Genomic DNA, 18741 nt, shown 5'->3' with positions numbered 1-18741 from the left:
ACTATTATTCTATCCGTAATTCGAACAATTTTCAAGTATTTCAGTTAATTTAATTATAAGAGAGACTATTAAAGCACAAACGCTCGCTTAGCACTGGTACAAACAACGCCTCAATTATAAGAGGTGGAGCGCTTTGATTGCACATTAAAATAAGTCCAATTGCCTTGGTGCAAGGCCCTCATACTGAATGTCCATCAGCCCCTGAAATTCCTTTGCATTCCCTGCAGCATCTCCACCTGAGTTATTGTTAAAAAGGACAATTATATCTTCGGATTCCTGTGTGAGCTTCTCTATCCTCTGCTTCCATTCCAAGAGCTCCTCCTGATTGTACTTATATAAATAACGCACATCGCGCCAGTTAGTATCTGCATTCTTTGGCTTATTCCACCCATGAACATTCCTGCCATGCATACGAACCAATGTTTTATTTGAATTGGTCACGACAGGAACGATTGGAATGGATCTGTCACCAGCCTGAGGTTCATCTGCAATGGAATGTATCCAGCCTTCCTTTTCCATAAAGTCCAGGGTGGATTGACGAAATTCATCCGAAAACCATGATTGATTTCTAAATTCCAAGGCAATAGGAATGTCGCCCATCCGCTGTTTACAATAACGGAGATAATTCACATTTTCTTTTCTGCAATCAAACCATGGGGGAAATTGAAATAATACCATCGCTAGTTTACCAGCATTCTGATACGGCACCAAGGATTCAAGATAAGCCTTAAACATATCCTCCTTTGTTTCAAAAGGGATATCTCCTCGTTGGTGTCCTGTCATTCCTTGATATGCCTTAACCACAAAGCGGAAATTTTCCGGTGTTTGCTTCACCCATTTCTCTGCATTACGTATTGGCTGGATAGCATAAAAGGATGTATCTACCTCTACTACTGGAAAATGGCTGCTATATTCGGCCAGTTTATCTTTTGATTTCAGTTCAGGTGGATATAAGGAGTGATGATCGCCCCACCCGGTTACACCTATATATATCACCCATGCTACCTCCTTTTTAGTAAGCTACTTTCCACAACATATTTATTATTATTATATTACAGGAAAGGAGTAACATTTTCGAATGAGAGAAGAAGGGAAGGTTATATTGAAAATATAAAACTTGAATTTGATAGTAAACGTTGATTAAGATTTGACTCTCTTTTATTGTGGCTATGTTATGTATTGCCTCTCAAACATCTAATAATAAATTTCCCAATACAAAATATTTATACATAAAATACCAGCAGACATAATCGTCATCACAGAAATACGTTTATTATAATTTACCAATCTATTTCTTTTTAGTTTTATAATTAAAAAACCACTAATTACTAGTACAATAACAACATAAATAAGGTTTAAAGTTAAGAATGGTTTAAGAAATGAATAACTCACCATCGATAAAGTCTTATAAACGATCCAAAGGACATTTGTAAACATAAGGATATTTAGAAGATGCTGTGTAAAATGAAATATTTGCAAATTCTTTTTACTCCATATCCTTTTACATAGAGTAACGATCACATAGATAACAGAAAACATGAAAGCTAGTAACCCCAGAATAATTATTGCCCACTCCAGAAAATGTTTATAGGAAGGAATGTAAAGTAAATCTGAATATGTACTAGATAAAATCTTCTTATTTTGCGGGTTTTCTGAATAAACGTCAACACTATACATACTAAAATCATCGTCTGTTTTATAAATGCCAGGCTCCAGCTGAGAGTAATATAAGTCATTAAGCCTAATAGCATCTGACCCTTGCTGTTTTGTATGGCTTCTTAGAAATAAACCATATAACTTGCTGAAACCATGTCGGGGCAACCGAGCTGGCTCATAAATACCTTTCCATTGAGATGAATTTTCCAGATGTAAGTCACTTTCAACATGTTCATATTTACCAAAAATGGTTTCAGGTATACCATGAGTGAATGTACTTTCATCCTTCATGTTCGTCAAAACTAAAACTCCAATACGATTTATCCTATCTACGTAAAAAGAAGAGCTAAAAGCCTTCGAATTTCCTCCATGTCCAAAAACACCTGGGCTCTTTGATGGTAAATAAAATAAGCCGTTTGCAATTCTGGGGATATTGGTTTCCGGATAAAATAAAGTTGGTTTAAACAGCTGAGTAATCGTTCTGTTATTCTTAAATAAAGGTGCTCCATCCTCAACTAATAATGCTTGCAACAGCTTTTGCATATCGTCAGCAGTTCCCATAACGCTACCTGCTGGAAACATGGGGATTGAGTAATTGTTAGGTTCTATTAAATGTGATGCATTTGTATATCCCTGCACCTTTTTTCTTTGTTCTTTTACCCATTTATTGTCATCTTGGTGAGGGTCTATTGCCGTTTTTGTCATCTGAAGTGGTTCAAAGATATTCTTTCTTACATATTCCCGGTAGTCTATACCGCTAACTTCTTCCACAATATAAGCAGCAAGACCACTTCCATAATTTGAATAAGCAACAACATCTCCGGGCGAAAATACTTGCTTAATATCTGCGCTTTCAAGTACTTCTCTTAAGGAAGTCTTCTTAGTAGATTGATGAATCATTAAATCTGTGTAACTATCGTCAAAACCAGCCGAATGATGCATTAAGTCATACATCGTGATAGGTTCTTCAAAATTCTTTGGGTAATGAAAATCATTGGGTAAATATATTTCAATATTTGTTTCTAAATCAAGCTTTCCTGCTTCTACTAATTGTAAAACACTAATCCAAATTAGAACCTTAGAAACCGATGCCCATTCGAACACAGTATTTTCATTAACTGGAACTTCTTTTTCTATGTTCGAATATCCCTTCATTTTATAGGTTATTTTATCATCAACTACCATTATTGTTGCTAAACCGGCAATATTCTCTTCATGTTTAACAATGTAATTCTCTAATTTATTTTCCAAAAATGCATGCTCATTAGCAGAAAACGTTGTTTGAGGCTTATACCCGAATAACATCCAAAGAAGCAGAAAACAAATGAACGCCATAAAGATATTATTATTATATTTACGCATTGGATTCCCCTCCATGGTTGAATGGTTTTTATAATTTAAATAATTTTCTTAAAATTAATTGCAAAAGTTCCCTTTAATTTTCTTTTGCAACACCTCGAAAACAAAAACATCCGTTCGTTTACTTGATTATAAACGAACGGATGACAATCTTCCATATCTAACAGCATTATTGTTTGTTAAATAGAAGCAAATTCTCTATTCTCTTATATTTACTCCACAGTGACGCTCTTCGCCAGATTCCTTGGCTTATCTACATCACAATCCCGATGTAATGCAGCATAGTATGCAAGCAGTTGTAACGGTACCACACTTACAAGTGGAGTGAGCAATTCATGGACATGTGGGATAACAAATGCGTCTGTATCCTGTTCCATGCCTCTCATACTGATCACTAATGCATTTGCACCGCGTGCAACTACTTCCTGCACGTTACCGCGAATGGAGTAGTTCACATTGTTCTGTGTTGCCAGTGCAATTACTGGTGTACCTTCTTCAATTAGAGCAATGGTACCGTGCTTTAATTCTCCGCCGGCAAACCCTTCTGCTTGAATATAAGAAATTTCCTTTAACTTCAGGGCTCCCTCCATACATACATGGTAGTCAGTGCTTCTACCAATAAAGAATGCATTACGGGATGTCGGCAAATATTCACGTACCAGTTCTTCAATTCCTTCTTTTTGATCTGTTAATATTTCCATGGCATTTGCCACAATGGCTAGCTCCTGCATCGGATCGAAGTCCAATGTAATGCCTTGGGCTTTTGCAGTATCTACTGCCAGTATGGCAAGCACGGCAATTTGGGCTGTGTATGCTTTTGTTGAAGCAACAGCAATTTCCGGGCCAGCATAAAGATTTAGCGTATAATCGGCTTCACGAGAAAGGGTGGATCCCGGCACATTGGTAATCGTTAGTGACGGATATCCTAATTCTTTAATTTTTACTAATACAGCACGACTGTCTGCTGTTTCACCACTTTGAGAAATAAAGACAAACAGTGGCTTTTCTGATAATAAAGGCATGTTATAAGAAAATTCACTGGCTACATGTACTTCAACCGGAATTTTCGCCAGCTTTTCAAGAAATTCTTTTCCAACCAACCCAGCATGATAACTGGTTCCCGCTGCAATAATATAAATTCGGTCACATGCTTTCATAGCAGCACGAATATTTTCATCGAGTTTTAGTTCGTTATTCTCAGTTTGATACTCATTAATGATTTTACGCATAACGAAAGGCTGTTCATCAATTTCCTTCAGCATAAAGTGCGGATAGGTTCCTTTTTCAATATCACTCACATCGAGTTGGGCAGTATAAGCTTCACGTGTGATAACTTCCCCATCGAGTGTTTGAATTTCCACGGAATCACGTTGAACAAGTACAATTTCCTGGTCATGAATTTCCACATATTGATCCGTTTCTTTTAATGTTGCCATTGCATCACTTGCTACAAGGTTGAAACCTTCTCCGATACCTACTAATAAAGGGCTCTTATTTTTTGCAACATATAGTGTATCTTGATCCTCGTGGTCAATGAGTCCAATTGCATAGGACCCTTTTAGCAATTTCAATGCTTGACGGAAGGACTCCTTCGTATCCTGGTATTCATCATGTAGTTTTTCAATTAGCTGAACGATAACCTCTGTATCTGTTTCACTCACAAAATTTGTACTTTGCAGATGGTCTTTTTTTATATCATGGTAATTTTCAATAACACCATTATGAACTAGTGTAAATCTGCCAGACGCGCCTTGATGCGGATGTGCGTTCTCTTCACTTGGCACACCGTGTGTTGCCCAGCGGGTATGGCCGATCCCCATTGTTGCATGAATAGAAGGCTCTACTCGGTCGCGAAGTACTGCAATACGACCTTTTACCTTTGTAACATGGACTCCTTCGTTGTTTAACATAGCTATTCCAGCCGAATCATAGCCACGGTATTCCAATTTCTCCAGCCCATTTAATAAAACTTCTTTTGTATCATTTTGTCCGATATATCCTACAATTCCACACATCGTTTGATGGCCTCCTTCGTAAAGGGGCAGAAAACGACCTCATATCTAACAAATCGTGTTCAAAAGGAGGATAAAAAGAACTAATAAATTCCATGTAACATTTTTACCGGTCCTTTTGAACATCCTCTAACAGGGGCCGCTAAACTGCCCCTTTCTCGTGTTCGTATTGGACATCTTACTTCTTCCCTTTGTGCAATGAGTCACCCCACTGTTTTGAGAAAAAAGCCTTACGACTGAGATGTGCAATCGGGAGGTACCCGCCGAAAAAATTCGATAACCCCCACCTCGTCAACTATTTTCCATTGCGGACGGAAAATAGTTCTGGCGCTTTAAAAACTTACTTAAACTTTAATGCCCCTTTCTATGTTTGAATAAACCTTCTTTTTCCAAAAGGCTACATCACATTTTAACCGATTTATCCTGTTTCGGTCAATTGTTTTTTTGTGATGTTATTGTTTAGTTTATGTTAGCGGACATCTTACGTGAGTGGAAATGGTATAATGGCCATACTCCTATAACTTAAACGCCCTACCGAAATGGCAGGGCGCTAAATTTTCATCTAACTATTTACTTGCTTGATGCTTTTCCATGAAATCAAGCATCCGCTTATAAACATGAATTTCGTTTTCTTTTTTGGAGAAGCCATGTCCTTCATCCTCCAACACAAGATATTCGACATCCCTGCTTTTTTCTTCTAACTTAGCAACAATTTGATCTGATTCTTCTTTTACTACCCGAGGATCTTTTGCACCTTGAATGACGAGCATCGGTCTGGTCATCCCCTCCAAATACGTAATCGGAGAGTCCTTGATAAATCGTTCTTTATCACGTTCCGGATCACCTATCCAACGGTCCATGATTGGTTTCCAATGAGGCGGTACCGAATTTACGAAGGTGAACAAATCGGACGGGCCAAAAATATCTACCACTGCCTTAAAATAATCTGCGTGACGGCCATGTAGCAATAATGCCATATAGCCACCATAGCTTCCTCCCACGAGGAATAATTTTTCCCGGTCAGTGATCTTTTGGTCAAATAACCATTCGATTCCTGCTACACAATCTAATCGTGGTCCTTCTCCCCAATCCTGTTCCACTAATTTTACAAAATTGGAGCCATAGCCCGTACTGCCTCGGAAGTTAGGTGCAAAAATGGTATAGCCCTGGTTGAGAAAGCTTTGGAACATCGCACGATATGTCTTTCTTTCTGCGGCCTGTGGACCACCGTGTGGCCAGAAAATGGTGTGGCCATTGTCATTTTCCGGTAAGGCTTTGAATAAGAGTGCTTCAATTTTCTTTCCGTCAAAGGAAGGGTAGGAAACTACTTCCGGATCCACCATATGTTCTTTGCTTACACCCAATACGGTATTATTCGTAAGCTGCTCCCACTCTATGCCATCCATAGAATAAAAGATGTTAATTGGCTGAATACCACTTGTACCAAGAAGATAAATTGCCCCGGACTGCCCAATACTTAATTGTCCAACTACTTCTGCGGGAGCTTCTAATTCCATACATTTCCCTGACTGAAGATCATAACGATACAACAGGTCAGAAACGCCCTTTTCAGTAACGAGGTAAAACGCATCATTTGTCTGATCCCACTTTAAAGAAGTAACACTCTCATCCGCGAATTTTTGTACAACAGAAAATTCCTTTTTAGTTATCTCAAATTTAGCCACATAACTATATTCACTTTCATAATCTGTTACAAAGTAAACCGTTTCTTCATCTGTGAATACGGGATCAAAAACGACATGAACCTTCTCAGGATCCGGGGTTAACGAAAGTTTACCCGTTCCTGTGTTTACAAATCCGGTTACATAGGTGTTTGCATATGATTGAAGGTATACAAAGGAAGTCTCTTTTTCTGAAACGGCGGCAAGCTCTGTTAAAGCTTCCTCTCCAGTATGAATAAGCTCATCTGAATTACCCTTTAGATTGCGAACACGCGTATTTAAGAAAGAAGGGTTTTCCTCAGATGTCATATAATATAATCTTTCACCATCTTTACTCAAATGGGAAAAGAAAAACTTATCCGAGGCTTCCCCGGTTATTAATTTTTGAGGAAGGCCGCCTGTAACAGGCAAGCTATAGATATGATGATTTTCATCACCATCTTTATCAAACCCAGCAAGTACATATCTGTTTTCTGGATCAAATTTTATAAAACTGCACGATTCATCAACATGTGCAAATAGATATGGAAAATTTCCTGGTAAATCCATTGCCCATAAGTTCATCTTGCCATTTAAATTTGTACTGAATACGAGTTGTTTTTCATCCTTACTTACTGCAAAATTAGTAATCGCATAGCTACGGAAAAATTGTTCAACCGTTGGCTTTGGAAATGTAATCATGTGTACGCCTCCTGATTTTATTAGACTTTCATATGTATGTTTACATGTTGTGGAAAATTACTTCCCTTAAATTATATAACACTTTTGTATGTTCTGAAAATAATAAGAATCGTTTAAGTATAGCCAGCCTTATCATCCAAGGAAACAGGCTCTAGTTGGTTTTTAGCTACGACTTAAGCCGGAGAAATATACATAAAGTAGAAAGGAGTATCTTGCATGCGGCCGATAGCATTACTTTTATCTGGAATCCATATTTTTATATTGTACCTATGGCTTGCTAACTCTTCATTATTGTTTTCCCAATATGGAATTACAGTATGGATGTTTATAGTTGTTCTCAGTATGATTGTCATTTACAAAATGAGAAAAACATCTGCTTTTAAGTTGACTCTGTTTGTTTCCACTAGTGTCATGCTTTCTCTTGCTGCTGTAACGATTGCCATCCATTTCATCATTTCTACTATGTTATAGGGGTACATAATTCCATGTTTCCTGTGCAAACTATAATCATTATCCAATGAAGATGGGGGTTCTATTTATGCCAAATCAAAATCTACATGAGCAATTACAATTTGCAAGCAGACAAATTAAGGAAGCACAGGATGCAATTTTACAAGCTCAAGGAAGAGATGCTGAATTATTGCAACAAGCACATGATCAATTGCAACAAGCAGAGCGTGAATTGCAGCATGCACAGCAGCAATCAGGGAAAACAGCAACCGAAAACCCACAATTTCAACAAGCTTATGAAAGCTTGCATGATACGCGCCAGCAAGTACAGGAAGCACAGCAAAATAATAGTGATGTGTTATAAAGCTCAAAATATTATCTTTCTTTTCTTAGATCTGAAAACCAGCTATCCTGTATATTAACGGGTTTACTTGTGGTGTAAAAACGATAATCCGCACAATAATTCATAAGGTAATTCATGATTTTCGCAAGTGAAAATCAAAATATTAATCACATGAAAAGGGCTTGGAGAAATAAATTCTCTAAGCCTTATTTTCTATAATTACTTACCCCATTAAAGCTCCCTTTATGGGTTTTTGTTCGTTGGAATTTAAATCTGAAATTCACTTACGTTTATTACAATAAACCTTTCTCTCCTATATAACTTTCATTCTCACACTTATACCTGAATAACACTTATTCACGCAGTACGTCCGATCGCAAATTGGGCTCCGGTCATTATGCCGTACTAGCACCCTATTCTAGACAATTAATTATCTCTTTTGATTTGTATATCCTCTATTTTTTTCTCAATTGTTTAGAACGATGTGAAGATTTTCGAATAACTGTTAGTGCAAATATATTTGGTTAGTCGTATTCATGTAACCGACCTGCTTACGGCAAACTATTTGCAAAAAATTACTTGCCGATCTTTATTTTTTTACAACAAAATGTTTCATAACGGATCACATTTACCATAACAAGGTTACTAAAAATAAAAAAGGACGTATTTGCAAGAGTCAGTAACACCCGCGAATACGTCCTTTATAGGAACCCAAGAACACCAAACGATACTATACACCAGAGGAATGTGGATCACTCCGTTTTTAGAATGCCGGAATAGAAGCTTCGCCTTCACGGGAATTTAAAAACTCGCGAACATCGTCACTCGTCATTGCTTCAGCTAATTGTTGAATCAATTTGGAGTCCGCATTATCTTCAGTAGCGACTAGTGTAATCGCGAATTTATTATCTTCCTTTTCAGTAATGAGCGCATCGTCAGCCGGCGTTAAATCTAAGTTACCAGCGTGGGTCGGGTTAACAATAACTCCATCAACATCTTCATATAGCCGAGTCAATGCAGTAATACCCGCTTGCTCAAAAGTATAGTTGTGTGAGTCTTCCTTAATATCCTTTAATCCGTACTGCCCGCTATCTGTTTCGTTCAATTCAATTAGATGATGTGAAGCTAACAGGCGGAGGGAACGATCGATGTTAGACGGATCATTCGCAATACCAATCGTTGCGTCATCAGGAAGCTCTTCCATGCTAGCGTATTCTTGTGCATAAAGGCCAAAATTAGCATAATAAATTGGCTGAACTTCTACTAAATTAGCGTCTGAGTTTTTATTAAACTGATTCATAAATGGGACATGTTGTGAGAAGTTTGCATCAACTTCTGCGTTTGCTAACGCTTCGTTTGGTTGAATATAGTCACCCATTTCAACAATCTCTACTTCGATATTTTCTGCTGCGAGATTTTCCTTTGCGATTTCAACAACGTCTAACATAGGTGATTCAACGACAGCAACTCTTACTGTTTGCTCTTTACTTTCATCATTATTATTGTTATCACTTGATTCGTCTGTATTTTCACTCTCGTTGCTGCCGCTGCATGCGACTAGCACAGATAATAGGACGACCATCAAGATCATAAACCATTGTTTCATCAATAATCTCCCCTATCGTTTGTCTAATTTTCTTGCTAATATAATACCGGCGTATTGAATGATTTGCACGAATACCACCATAATAATGATAATATAAATCATCAAATCAGTTCGAAATTGTTGGTAACCATAACGGATTGCAAAGTCGCCGATACCGCCACCGCCGACGACCCCCATGATCGTTGAGTAAGAAATAAAACTAATCGTCGATGTCGTCATACTTAAGACGAGCGCCGGGCGTGCTTCAACATACAAAAACTTAAAAATAATATCTTTGACCGACGCACCCATCGAAACCGCCGCTTCCATCACGCCTTTAGGAACATCAAGGAGTGATTGCTCCACAAGACGAGAATAGTGCGCAATCGCGATAACAGCCATCGGAATGGACGCAGCTGCTGTACCAATTGCCGTTCCAATAATAAAGCGGGTGAACGGAATCAAAAAGATAACGAGTAACAAGAATGGAAACGAACGGATAATATTGACGATTAAGTTCAGCGATGAGAAGACAACTTGATTTTCAAGTAATTTCCCTTTGCGACACAGGAATAAAAAGGTCCCGACTGGAAGCCCGACTAACAATGCAGCTAGTATTGAAAAACCAACCATAATAAATGTTTCGCCAATTGACACCCAAATCTCTGTTTGATACTCCAATAATACATCAGGCATGATTTGCATCACCGTCTAATCTCAGCCATTTGACAAATCCTTCGGCGCTATGTTCCAGTTTGTGTACACCTGTCGGCTCAATTTCAATCGTTTCATAGACTTGACCATCTGCCATAACCGTCACTCGTTCACAGACACTTTTGATCACTTCCATTTCGTGACTAACAATAACGATGGTGACGCTAAATTCCTGATTGATCCGCCTTATTACTTCGAGCACTTCCGCTGTCGTATTTGGATCAAGCGATGACGTGGGTTCATCACATAACAACACTTGCGGCTGATTGACGATCGCTCGCGCAATAGCGACGCGTTGTTTTTGCCCTCCACTAAGCTGCCCCGGATACCGATCTTTTAACATCTCGAGACCGACAAAACGCAAACTCTCCATTACTTGTTCTGCCCGGTTTTTTTTCGGAACTTTAGCTAATTCTAATGGCACGACCACATTATCGAAAACCGTTTTATTGCTGACTAAATGATACCCTTGGAAAATCATTGCTAACGACTGACGCGTGTGACGAATCTGTTTACCTTTTAAATGGTTTAACGTTACACCATCGACGATGACTTCTCCTTCATCTGGGTGTTCGATCAAGTTCATCATACGTAGTAATGTTGATTTTCCTGCACCACTCGCGCCAATAAGGCCATGAATTTCGCCCGACTTAATATTTAACGATACCGACCGAATCGCTTCATACGAGCCGAATCGTTTACTGACATTATGTAAAGTAATCATTTAAAAAACCTTCCCTACCCGAAAGCTGATTCAGAGCCCCTTTATTATAACGTACGTTCAGGTAATTGTCATTAGTCTACAAATAGCTTTAATAAGGTACGACACCATATTATCTCTTTCATATTTAGCCACTTATTTTAAAACCCGTCTTTAAGGCCCTAATTCCACGGTATGGCCCATGGGACTTGAACCCGTCTGTAACACTGTCCATCCCTCCTTGCAGAAACACGATTAAGGCTGGATGGGACACGATCCCGTATAAAAAGGATATAACAATAAAAATCGCACGGTGTGTTTTGATGAGATATACCGTACGATTTGTCTTTATATTTACTTGTTTGCACCCCTGAAGTAAAACAGATATCCTGTATATAGTTGGTATTTCGCTTGTCAACTCATTGTTTCTCTATTTTTCCATCACGGATGGATATGACTCTGTCACATACATCAAGTACACGTTCATCGTGTGTGACCATTATCCCTGACTTTCCGCTATTCTTTATTTCATCTGCCAATAATTCCACAACTTCACGACCGCGTTTGGAATCCAGACTTGCTGTCGGTTCATCAGCAAGAATTAATTGTGGATCATTAATTAATGCCCTTGCTATGGCGACCCGCTGTCTTTCTCCTCCAGATAATTCATTTGGATACTTATTAATACGATGCTTCAAACCAAAATGCTCTAACAGTTCAATTGATCTTTTTGCTCTCTTTTGTTTTGATAAAACGTCAATGAGATTCAATTGATCCTTCACCTTTAAATAAGGAATTAAATTAGCCGCCTGAAATACAAAACCAATTTGATCACGTCTTTTTTCAGTTATTTTCTTTGTAGATAGGTTCGTAATATTTTCACCCTGCAGATAAACTTCTCCCTCACTTGGAGACAAAAGTGCTCCTGCAATGGATAACATCGTACTTTTACCTGAGCCAGACGGACCGATTATTGCAATAAATTCCCCCTGCTTTACTTCTAGAGACACATCATCTACTGCTCTAAACTCTTTTGGGCCATCACGATATATTTTCGAAACATTTTCTAATACTAAACTCATTTTCCTGCCCCCTCAATCGCTTCAATTGGGTCAATCTTAATTACTTGAACTAAGGAAATAAGTGCCCCGACTAGAGATACTGCTAAGATTAACATGGAAGATTGCAACATCCCGATAGGACTCAACTTAAATGGCATATCGGCAGGGAAAGCAGCTCCAATACCATAGGTTAAGCCAACACCTATACCAATACATAGAACTGAAATAATGAGTACCTGCCCAATTACACTTCGAATTAAATAAGCTGTTTTCGCCCCTAGTGCTTTAAGCACACCAAATTGATCTCTCTTTTGCAAAGTAATCACATAGAAAAAGGCTGCTAGTACAAAGGCTGCAATAACATATAAGAAAACAATCATCATATTTAGAGATGCTTGTTCCTGCGAATAACTTGGTATTCCTTTAAGCAATTCTCCGTTTGTGACTACTTCATAGTTACTCCCAATTTCATCTTGTATCGAAGTCAAGCTCGCTTCACCAGAATTTACAACAAATGCATTCATTTTCTCTGGTTTTTCACTTGTCATAAAAACAACTGGCGTATGGCTATAACGCTGCTCCGTTGTAAAACCAACAACTTTGACCTCTTTATCCTCGCCAAAGGTTAATGTATCACCAAGCTGGATACCTTCTCTTTTGAGTGACTGATCGACAATTACCTCATTTGTAGAATTGATTGCATTACCTTCCGCTACAATCGGCAGCAACATACTCTCAGGTTCTGTAATGAATATAGAAACATCTTCATTTTTATCTGTACCATTTACAGTAGCGTTTCTCATTTGAATGGATAATGAATTAACTTCCTTGATACCATCTGCTTGCTCCATTTGCTTCATATTTGACCGGGATACAAATGACTTGGTCATATCCATTTCCGCATCCGAATTTAATATCACATAATCTGCTTGTAATTCCTGAATTGCTGAAGCATTATCTGCTGATAGCCCCTTTGCCAAGCCAGAAATTATAAAGATAAGACTGGCAACTAAAACCATAATTAAACCAATCAATATATATCGTAGTTTTGAATAAAATAATTCTCTTATTGCAAGAAACAATTTCCTCACTCCTCTTCTTTCAATATCTATAGCATACATAGATACTATGAACAGAAGATGAACAAACGGTTACTATGAAAAACAAAAGCAGAAGCACCTGCCAAGGATGAACAACTAAAAAGAGGACTCTTGTTGCTGTTATACAGCTCAAAAGCCCTCTCACTCCTAGTTTTCTCTTGGTAATGTTACAATAAATCGTGATCCTTCTCCCAGTGTACTTTCTACCATAATTGTACCATCATGTAATTCAATAATTTTCTTAACAATAGCAAGCCCCAAACCAGTACTATCTTCTGTACGTGTTCTTGCTTTATCTACTTTATAGAATCGATCAAACAGGAAAGGTATGTTTTCCTCTGTAATACCAATACCAGTGTCCTCTACAACAACATCTATCTCTTTCTTTTTCTCATGCGTTCGTAGTGTTATTTTCCCATTATTATCTGTATAACGAATCGCATTCGATACCAAATTCACCCACACTTGCTGCAATAAACGTGGGTCCCCTTTTAAATAAACGGAGGAAATATCCAATTCAATAGAAATATTTTTCTCTCGCCATTGCCATTCCGTTGTTTGAATGGTTTCTCTTAATTGAGCAGCAACATCAAATTTCTGCCCTTCATTTATATCTTTCTCACTGTCCAAAAATGAGAGGGTTAGCAGCTGCTTACTTAATAATGACAATCTCTTACTTTCCTTCTCAATAATAGTTAAATAATGAATCCGTTCCTCTTTCGAAAGCTCTTCCTCTTTTATTAATTTGGAAAAACCCTGTATAGATGTAAGTGGGGATTGAATTTCATGAGAAACACTGGAGACGAATTCCTGCCTTTTCTCTTCTATCTGTTCCAGATTTCTACTCATTTTAGAAAAGTCATTGGCAAGTCTGCCAATTTCATCTTTTCGTTTTACTTTTAACTTCAGATGATAATTTCCTGCAGCAATTTTCTTGGTGGCTATCGTTAAATTTTTAATTGGATTTACAATGTAGCGTGTACTGACTAACACCAGAAGAAAACTGAATAACAAGGTTAATATTAATAATACGGCAAGGAAAAAACGCATCTCACCAAATTGTTGCGAAGAGTTTGGTCGGACAAACAGAGCTTGTCTTTCTCCATCCACCATGACTGGAACCCCGATGGTATTAACCAGCTCATTATCGAAAAATCCAGTAACAAAAGGTTTCCAAGGATAATTTTTTATACCGTGATATATCTGTCCATCGAGTGTTTTCTCAATATAGCGCTCATTCATAGCTGTTGAGGAAAATGGATCACCAAACGTTTTTTCAGTTCCTTCCTGATCAATCAAGTAAAATTTGTAGCCTAAATCTGTCATGGCATTTAAAAAATCATCAATGGATTGATTATTATTATGATTATAAATTTCAACAATATTATTTGCTATGTGGGTAATCTTCTCGTCATTTTGGGGCTTCAAATAGTATTGATAATAAATATTTGTAACAGCAAAAGCGATGACAGCACTTGCAATCATAATAGCCATTGTTGTGATAATAATCCGCACATAAAGGGTACGCATAACTAAATTCCTCCAAATGAATGTTCCGTTTAGAATATCACCTATTTATGAATAGATGATGAACAGCATGTATCCATTTTGTTTATTGCTTCATTTCGAGCTTATATCCCAACCCGCGTACTGTCTGAATGGAGAAATCTTGTTCTTCTTCTGCAAACCGCTCTCTTAAACGCTTAATATGCACATCTACTGTGCGGTCATTTCCTTCATAGTCACTTCCCCATACGAGTTCAATTAATTGCTCCCTGGAAAAAATGCGGTTTGGGTAGCTTGCTAGCTGTGCCAATAACTCAAATTCCTTTAAAGGTAGAATTAAGTTTTTATTATGATATGTAACTTCATAACTCCTTCGATTAATTACCGTGTTGCCAAGATGGATAACCTCCTCGTTCACCATTTGGAACCGACGCAGTAATGCTTTAATTCGATACAATACTTCTTTTGGCTCAAAGGGTTTTACAATATAATCATCCGTGCCAGCGAGGAATGCCTTTTCTTTATCGGTAATTTCCCCCTTAGCTGTAAGCATCATTACAGGGATGTCATAATAGTCTCGTATTTCCTTGCATAATTCATATCCATCCATATTAGGCATCATGATGTCCACAAGGGCAAGATGAATTCTTTTATGCTCTAATATCTTCAATGCTTCATTTCCATCAGTTGCTTGCTCTGTTTGATATCCTTCCTTCTGTAGATAAAATCGAAGCAGCTCCCGAATATGCGGATCATCATCAACAATTAAAATGGTAATCATGAAGGGCTCTCCTAACTTTGGTTGTTTTACATCAGCTTATCATACGCTATTTAAAATGGAAATATTCTTGGGTCTTGGAGGGGGTGATCGTCGAGAAAGGAACTGGTAATAAGTTAGTGTTTTTAGGATTCATTGCAATTTTAGGAGTGCAAATCTTATCTTGTATATTCATAGTAGGAAAGTATAGAACAAGAGGGAATTTGATTCTCCGTAATCTCAAAAAGCTAAACAACATCACTACGGAAAAATATATTATTAAAATAAATGTGCAATACCAATTGATTGAATGGAAAATCGCAATCTAAGAACGCCACGTCCCGGGACTGCGCTAACTCGCCCCACCAACCACTCTGTGGCAACGATTGCATGACCAACATCCTCGAAAAAGTTCAAGAAAGTTAGCTCAGATTTTTTTCTCCGAATCATTGAATAACCCAACATATATATTAAAACCAAGAAATAAGATAAGAAAAACCTGCTCCGCATAAGGGGGCAGGTTTTCCATTCTGTTACTCTTTCATTCCTAAGAGTTGATCAATCACGTTAGCTACTTGATCAACATATTTCTCACATTCTTCTTTGGTAGGTGCTTCTACCATAACTCTTACAAGAGGCTCTGTTCCAGATGGACGTACAAGGACACGGCCTTGATCACCAAGCTCTTTTTCGACTGCTTCAATTTCTTCATTAATTCTTGAATTACTTAGTGCTTCGTTTTTATCAATTACTTTTACATTCTTTAATACTTGAGGGAAGATTGCCATCTCGCCTGCCAACTCAGAAAGTGGCTTGCCCGTTTCCCTCATTACATTAACTAATTGGATAGCTGACAGCATGCCATCCCCTGTCGTGTTGTAATCTAAGAAAATGATATGACCAGATTGCTCGCCGCCAAGGTTATATCCACCCTTGCGCATTTCTTCCATCACATAGCGATCACCAACTGCAGTTTTATCACTGCGCATTCCGTTTTTCTCAATCGCTTTGTAAAACCCAATGTTACTCATTACTGTAGAAACAACTGTATTCTTACGAAGAAATCCTTTTTCATTCATATACTTTGCACAGATAAACATAATTTGATCGCCATCTACAATATTTCCTTTTTCGTCTACTGCGATTAAACGGTCTCCGTCCCCGTCAAACGCCAAACCAATATCTGCATTCTTTTCTTCTACAAAAGCTTGAAGCGTTTCAGGGTGTGTTGAACCAACCCCATCATTAATGTTTAATCCATCTGGTGATGACCCAATGGAGAAGATGTCTGCTTCCAGGTCAGCAAACAGATGTGTTGCCAGGCTGGAAGTAGCACCATGAGCACAATCCAGCGCTATCCGAATGCCTTCAAAGTCATTATCAATCGTATCCTTTAAGAAGGAAAGATATTTCTGTCCACCTTCAAAATAATCATTTACTGTTCCTACATCTCCACCTGTTGGACGAGGCAGATTATCTTCTTCTTCCATCAGCTGCTCGATTTCATTTTCCTGAGCATCTGAAAGTTTAAAGCCATCCGGTCCAAAGAATTTAATACCATTATCCTCTACAGGGTTATGTGAAGCTGAAATCATTACCCCGGCTTGCGAGCTTGTAGCTTTAGTAAGATAAGCGACACCCGGTGTGGAAATCACCCCTAGACGCATTACTTCTGCACCTATGGAAAGCAAACCGGCAACCAATGCCCCTTCAAGCATATGCCCGGAAATTCTAGTATCACGACCGACGATAACCTTAGGACGCTGGGTTTCTTTTGTTAAAACATAACCGCCAAAGCGACCTAATTTAAATGCTAGTTCTGGTGTAAGTCCCTTATTTGCAATTCCTCTCACACCATCTGTTCCAAAATATTTTCCCATGTAGTATCTCTCCTTCATTTCCATTTCAACCGTTAACACACAAGTGCTATTCTTTTATATTGATTTTTACTTTTTCAAATTCACCTGTTGTTTTTAACCCATCTGGTCCTTCTAGTTTAACTGGTACTTCATGCTCTCCAGGTTCTAGATCTGCGGCACTGATCGTTACTTGAAAATCTTCGGCTGAAAGTTCTTTAACATCTGTTTCATTTCCTACAACGGAGATATCCATTTTTGCATCATCAGGTTCTATAAAAGATATTTCCAATCCTTCTTCTAAATCTTCAACATCGATAGGTACATTGGTAATCGTTGTTGGTTTCTCAACTTCAACGGATACTTCAATTTTATTATTCGGTACCATCGTTCCCTCTGGCAAAGACAGCTCTGCTTCTACCTTTCCGGATTCTTCGATGTCCGATAAATCTATTTCATTTGTGCTGATTTCCTTGATATCTTTTAAAACATTGCTTGTCCCAAATACTTCAACTTCCTCTACACTTGGAGAAATAGAACTTAGTGAGTAACCTTCAGGCAATTCACCAGTTGTTTCAACACTTACAGGAACTTTCTTACTTGGATTATCTATATCCACAGAAACTACTGCATTTTCTGGTTGAACATTGACATTCAATTCATTCCCTTGTGTGTCGTAAACATTTATAGGCACTTCTCTGTTATTTATAGACTTATCAATGTCTTTTACATCCACATATACTTTCACAATTCCGATTTGATCAATTACACTTTGAGAGCTTGTGATCGATACCGTTGACGGTTCGATTTCATACTTCCCAAGCTCATACCCTTCTGTTAATTGATCCGTATTAATAAAATCAACATTAATTGGGAATTCAGCAGTTGCCTTCTTCTCTATCGTTACTTCTACTGTTTTCGGTTCAATATAAACATTTAAATCTGCTGATATATTATGCTCCACTTCCACTATATGTTCACCAGCGTCCAACCCTCGCAAATCCACAAAGGCAGAAAAGTTACGCTGCTTAATAAGCGGTGTCAGTACCCCTAAAGAACCTTCTAAAGAGACATTTACATATTCCGGCACACCACTTACTACATAATCATCCTCATCTATTTTAATTTCTACAGGGACATCGTTTAATGTTTGCATTTCTTGTGTCTTCCCTGGGAACGTCGAATCAGAGTTTGTGGAATTATTTGCATCAACATATACAAATACATAGAATAAGATGGCGAATGCAAGGAGATCACCCGAACAAACCATTTACTTCTA

General features: G+C 38.0%; 16 protein-coding genes. 2 read left to right on the top strand and 14 right to left on the bottom strand.

From position 1 onward, the window contains the following. Positions 1-144: 144 nt before the first annotated feature. The 4 genes from JCM12304_RS12145 to JCM12304_RS12130 all read right to left on the bottom strand — a co-directional run bounded on the left by JCM12304_RS12145 (position 145) and on the right by JCM12304_RS12130 (position 7390). The gene (locus tag JCM12304_RS12145; RefSeq protein ID WP_060680653.1) at positions 145-996 is read right to left on the bottom strand and encodes a DUF72 domain-containing protein; all 852 of its coding nucleotides are present in this window, start codon (positions 994-996) and stop codon (positions 145-147) included. Positions 997-1194: 198 nt separating this feature from the next. Beyond that, positions 1195-3018, bottom strand: a complete 1824-nt coding sequence (locus tag JCM12304_RS12140; RefSeq protein WP_060680651.1) for a serine hydrolase domain-containing protein — start codon at positions 3016-3018, stop codon at positions 1195-1197. 209 nt (positions 3019-3227) lie between these two features. Then, complete coding sequence (gene glmS, locus JCM12304_RS12135) at positions 3228-5030, bottom strand: glutamine--fructose-6-phosphate transaminase (isomerizing) (protein ID WP_060680649.1); 1803 nt, start codon at positions 5028-5030, stop codon at positions 3228-3230. 563 nt (positions 5031-5593) lie between these two features. Beyond that, positions 5594-7390, bottom strand: coding sequence for a S9 family peptidase (locus tag JCM12304_RS12130; protein WP_060680647.1), 1797 nt, complete (start codon positions 7388-7390; stop codon positions 5594-5596). A gap of 216 nt (positions 7391-7606) precedes the next feature. Here JCM12304_RS12130 and JCM12304_RS12125 point away from each other — a divergent pair, with 216 nt between their 5' ends. Both JCM12304_RS12125 and JCM12304_RS12120 read left to right on the top strand, forming a co-directional pair. Further along, positions 7607-7861, top strand: coding sequence for a hypothetical protein (locus tag JCM12304_RS12125; protein WP_060680645.1), 255 nt, complete (start codon positions 7607-7609; stop codon positions 7859-7861). 67 nt (positions 7862-7928) lie between these two features. Continuing rightward, positions 7929-8204: a hypothetical protein gene (locus JCM12304_RS12120; protein WP_060680643.1), complete on the top strand. Its 276-nt coding sequence runs from the start codon at positions 7929-7931 to the stop codon at positions 8202-8204. 742 nt (positions 8205-8946) lie between these two features. Here the strand turns inward: JCM12304_RS12120 and JCM12304_RS12115 are convergent. From JCM12304_RS12115 to JCM12304_RS12070, 10 genes are all read right to left on the bottom strand, one after another. Further along, positions 8947-9774, bottom strand: a complete 828-nt coding sequence (locus JCM12304_RS12115) for a MetQ/NlpA family ABC transporter substrate-binding protein (protein WP_481584916.1) — start codon at positions 9772-9774, stop codon at positions 8947-8949. Between the two features lie 27 nt (positions 9775-9801). Beyond that, positions 9802-10464, bottom strand: a complete 663-nt coding sequence (locus JCM12304_RS12110) for a methionine ABC transporter permease (RefSeq protein WP_060680639.1) — start codon at positions 10462-10464, stop codon at positions 9802-9804. Next, a complete protein-coding gene (locus JCM12304_RS12105) occupies positions 10457-11206 on the bottom strand; it encodes a methionine ABC transporter ATP-binding protein (protein WP_060680637.1) in 750 nt (249 codons plus the stop codon). Before JCM12304_RS12105 ends, JCM12304_RS12110 begins: the two co-directional genes overlap by 8 nt. A gap of 395 nt (positions 11207-11601) precedes the next feature. After that, the gene (locus JCM12304_RS12100; protein WP_060680635.1) at positions 11602-12264 is read right to left on the bottom strand and encodes an ABC transporter ATP-binding protein; all 663 of its coding nucleotides are present in this window, start codon (positions 12262-12264) and stop codon (positions 11602-11604) included. Further along, on the bottom strand, positions 12261-13334 hold the full coding sequence (locus JCM12304_RS12095; RefSeq protein WP_256200826.1) for an ABC transporter permease: 1074 nt from the start codon (positions 13332-13334) through the stop codon (positions 12261-12263). Before JCM12304_RS12095 ends, JCM12304_RS12100 begins: the two co-directional genes overlap by 4 nt. Before the next feature lie 156 nt (positions 13335-13490). Continuing rightward, positions 13491-14873, bottom strand: a complete 1383-nt coding sequence (locus JCM12304_RS12090) for a HAMP domain-containing sensor histidine kinase (RefSeq protein ID WP_060680631.1) — start codon at positions 14871-14873, stop codon at positions 13491-13493. Between the two features lie 82 nt (positions 14874-14955). Further along, positions 14956-15630, bottom strand: a complete 675-nt coding sequence (locus JCM12304_RS12085; RefSeq protein ID WP_060680629.1) for a response regulator transcription factor — start codon at positions 15628-15630, stop codon at positions 14956-14958. Between the two features lie 255 nt (positions 15631-15885). Continuing rightward, positions 15886-16071, bottom strand: coding sequence for a hypothetical protein (locus JCM12304_RS19405; RefSeq protein WP_157782509.1), 186 nt, complete (start codon positions 16069-16071; stop codon positions 15886-15888). Positions 16072-16139: 68 nt separating this feature from the next. Further along, entirely contained in the window at positions 16140-17486 is a 1347-nt protein-coding gene (gene glmM, locus JCM12304_RS12075) for a phosphoglucosamine mutase (RefSeq protein ID WP_060680624.1), read from the bottom strand. Between the two features lie 46 nt (positions 17487-17532). Then, complete coding sequence (locus JCM12304_RS12070; protein ID WP_256200825.1) at positions 17533-18732, bottom strand: CdaR family protein; 1200 nt, start codon at positions 18730-18732, stop codon at positions 17533-17535. Positions 18733-18741 lie beyond the last annotated feature (9 nt).

Source organism: Virgibacillus halodenitrificans JCM 12304, assembly GCF_001310895.1.
GTDB lineage: Bacteria > Bacillota > Bacilli > Bacillales > Amphibacillaceae > Virgibacillus_Q > Virgibacillus_Q halodenitrificans.
Note: the sequence above shows the minus strand (reverse complement) of the source record. Positions and strands in the feature narration are given on the sequence as shown.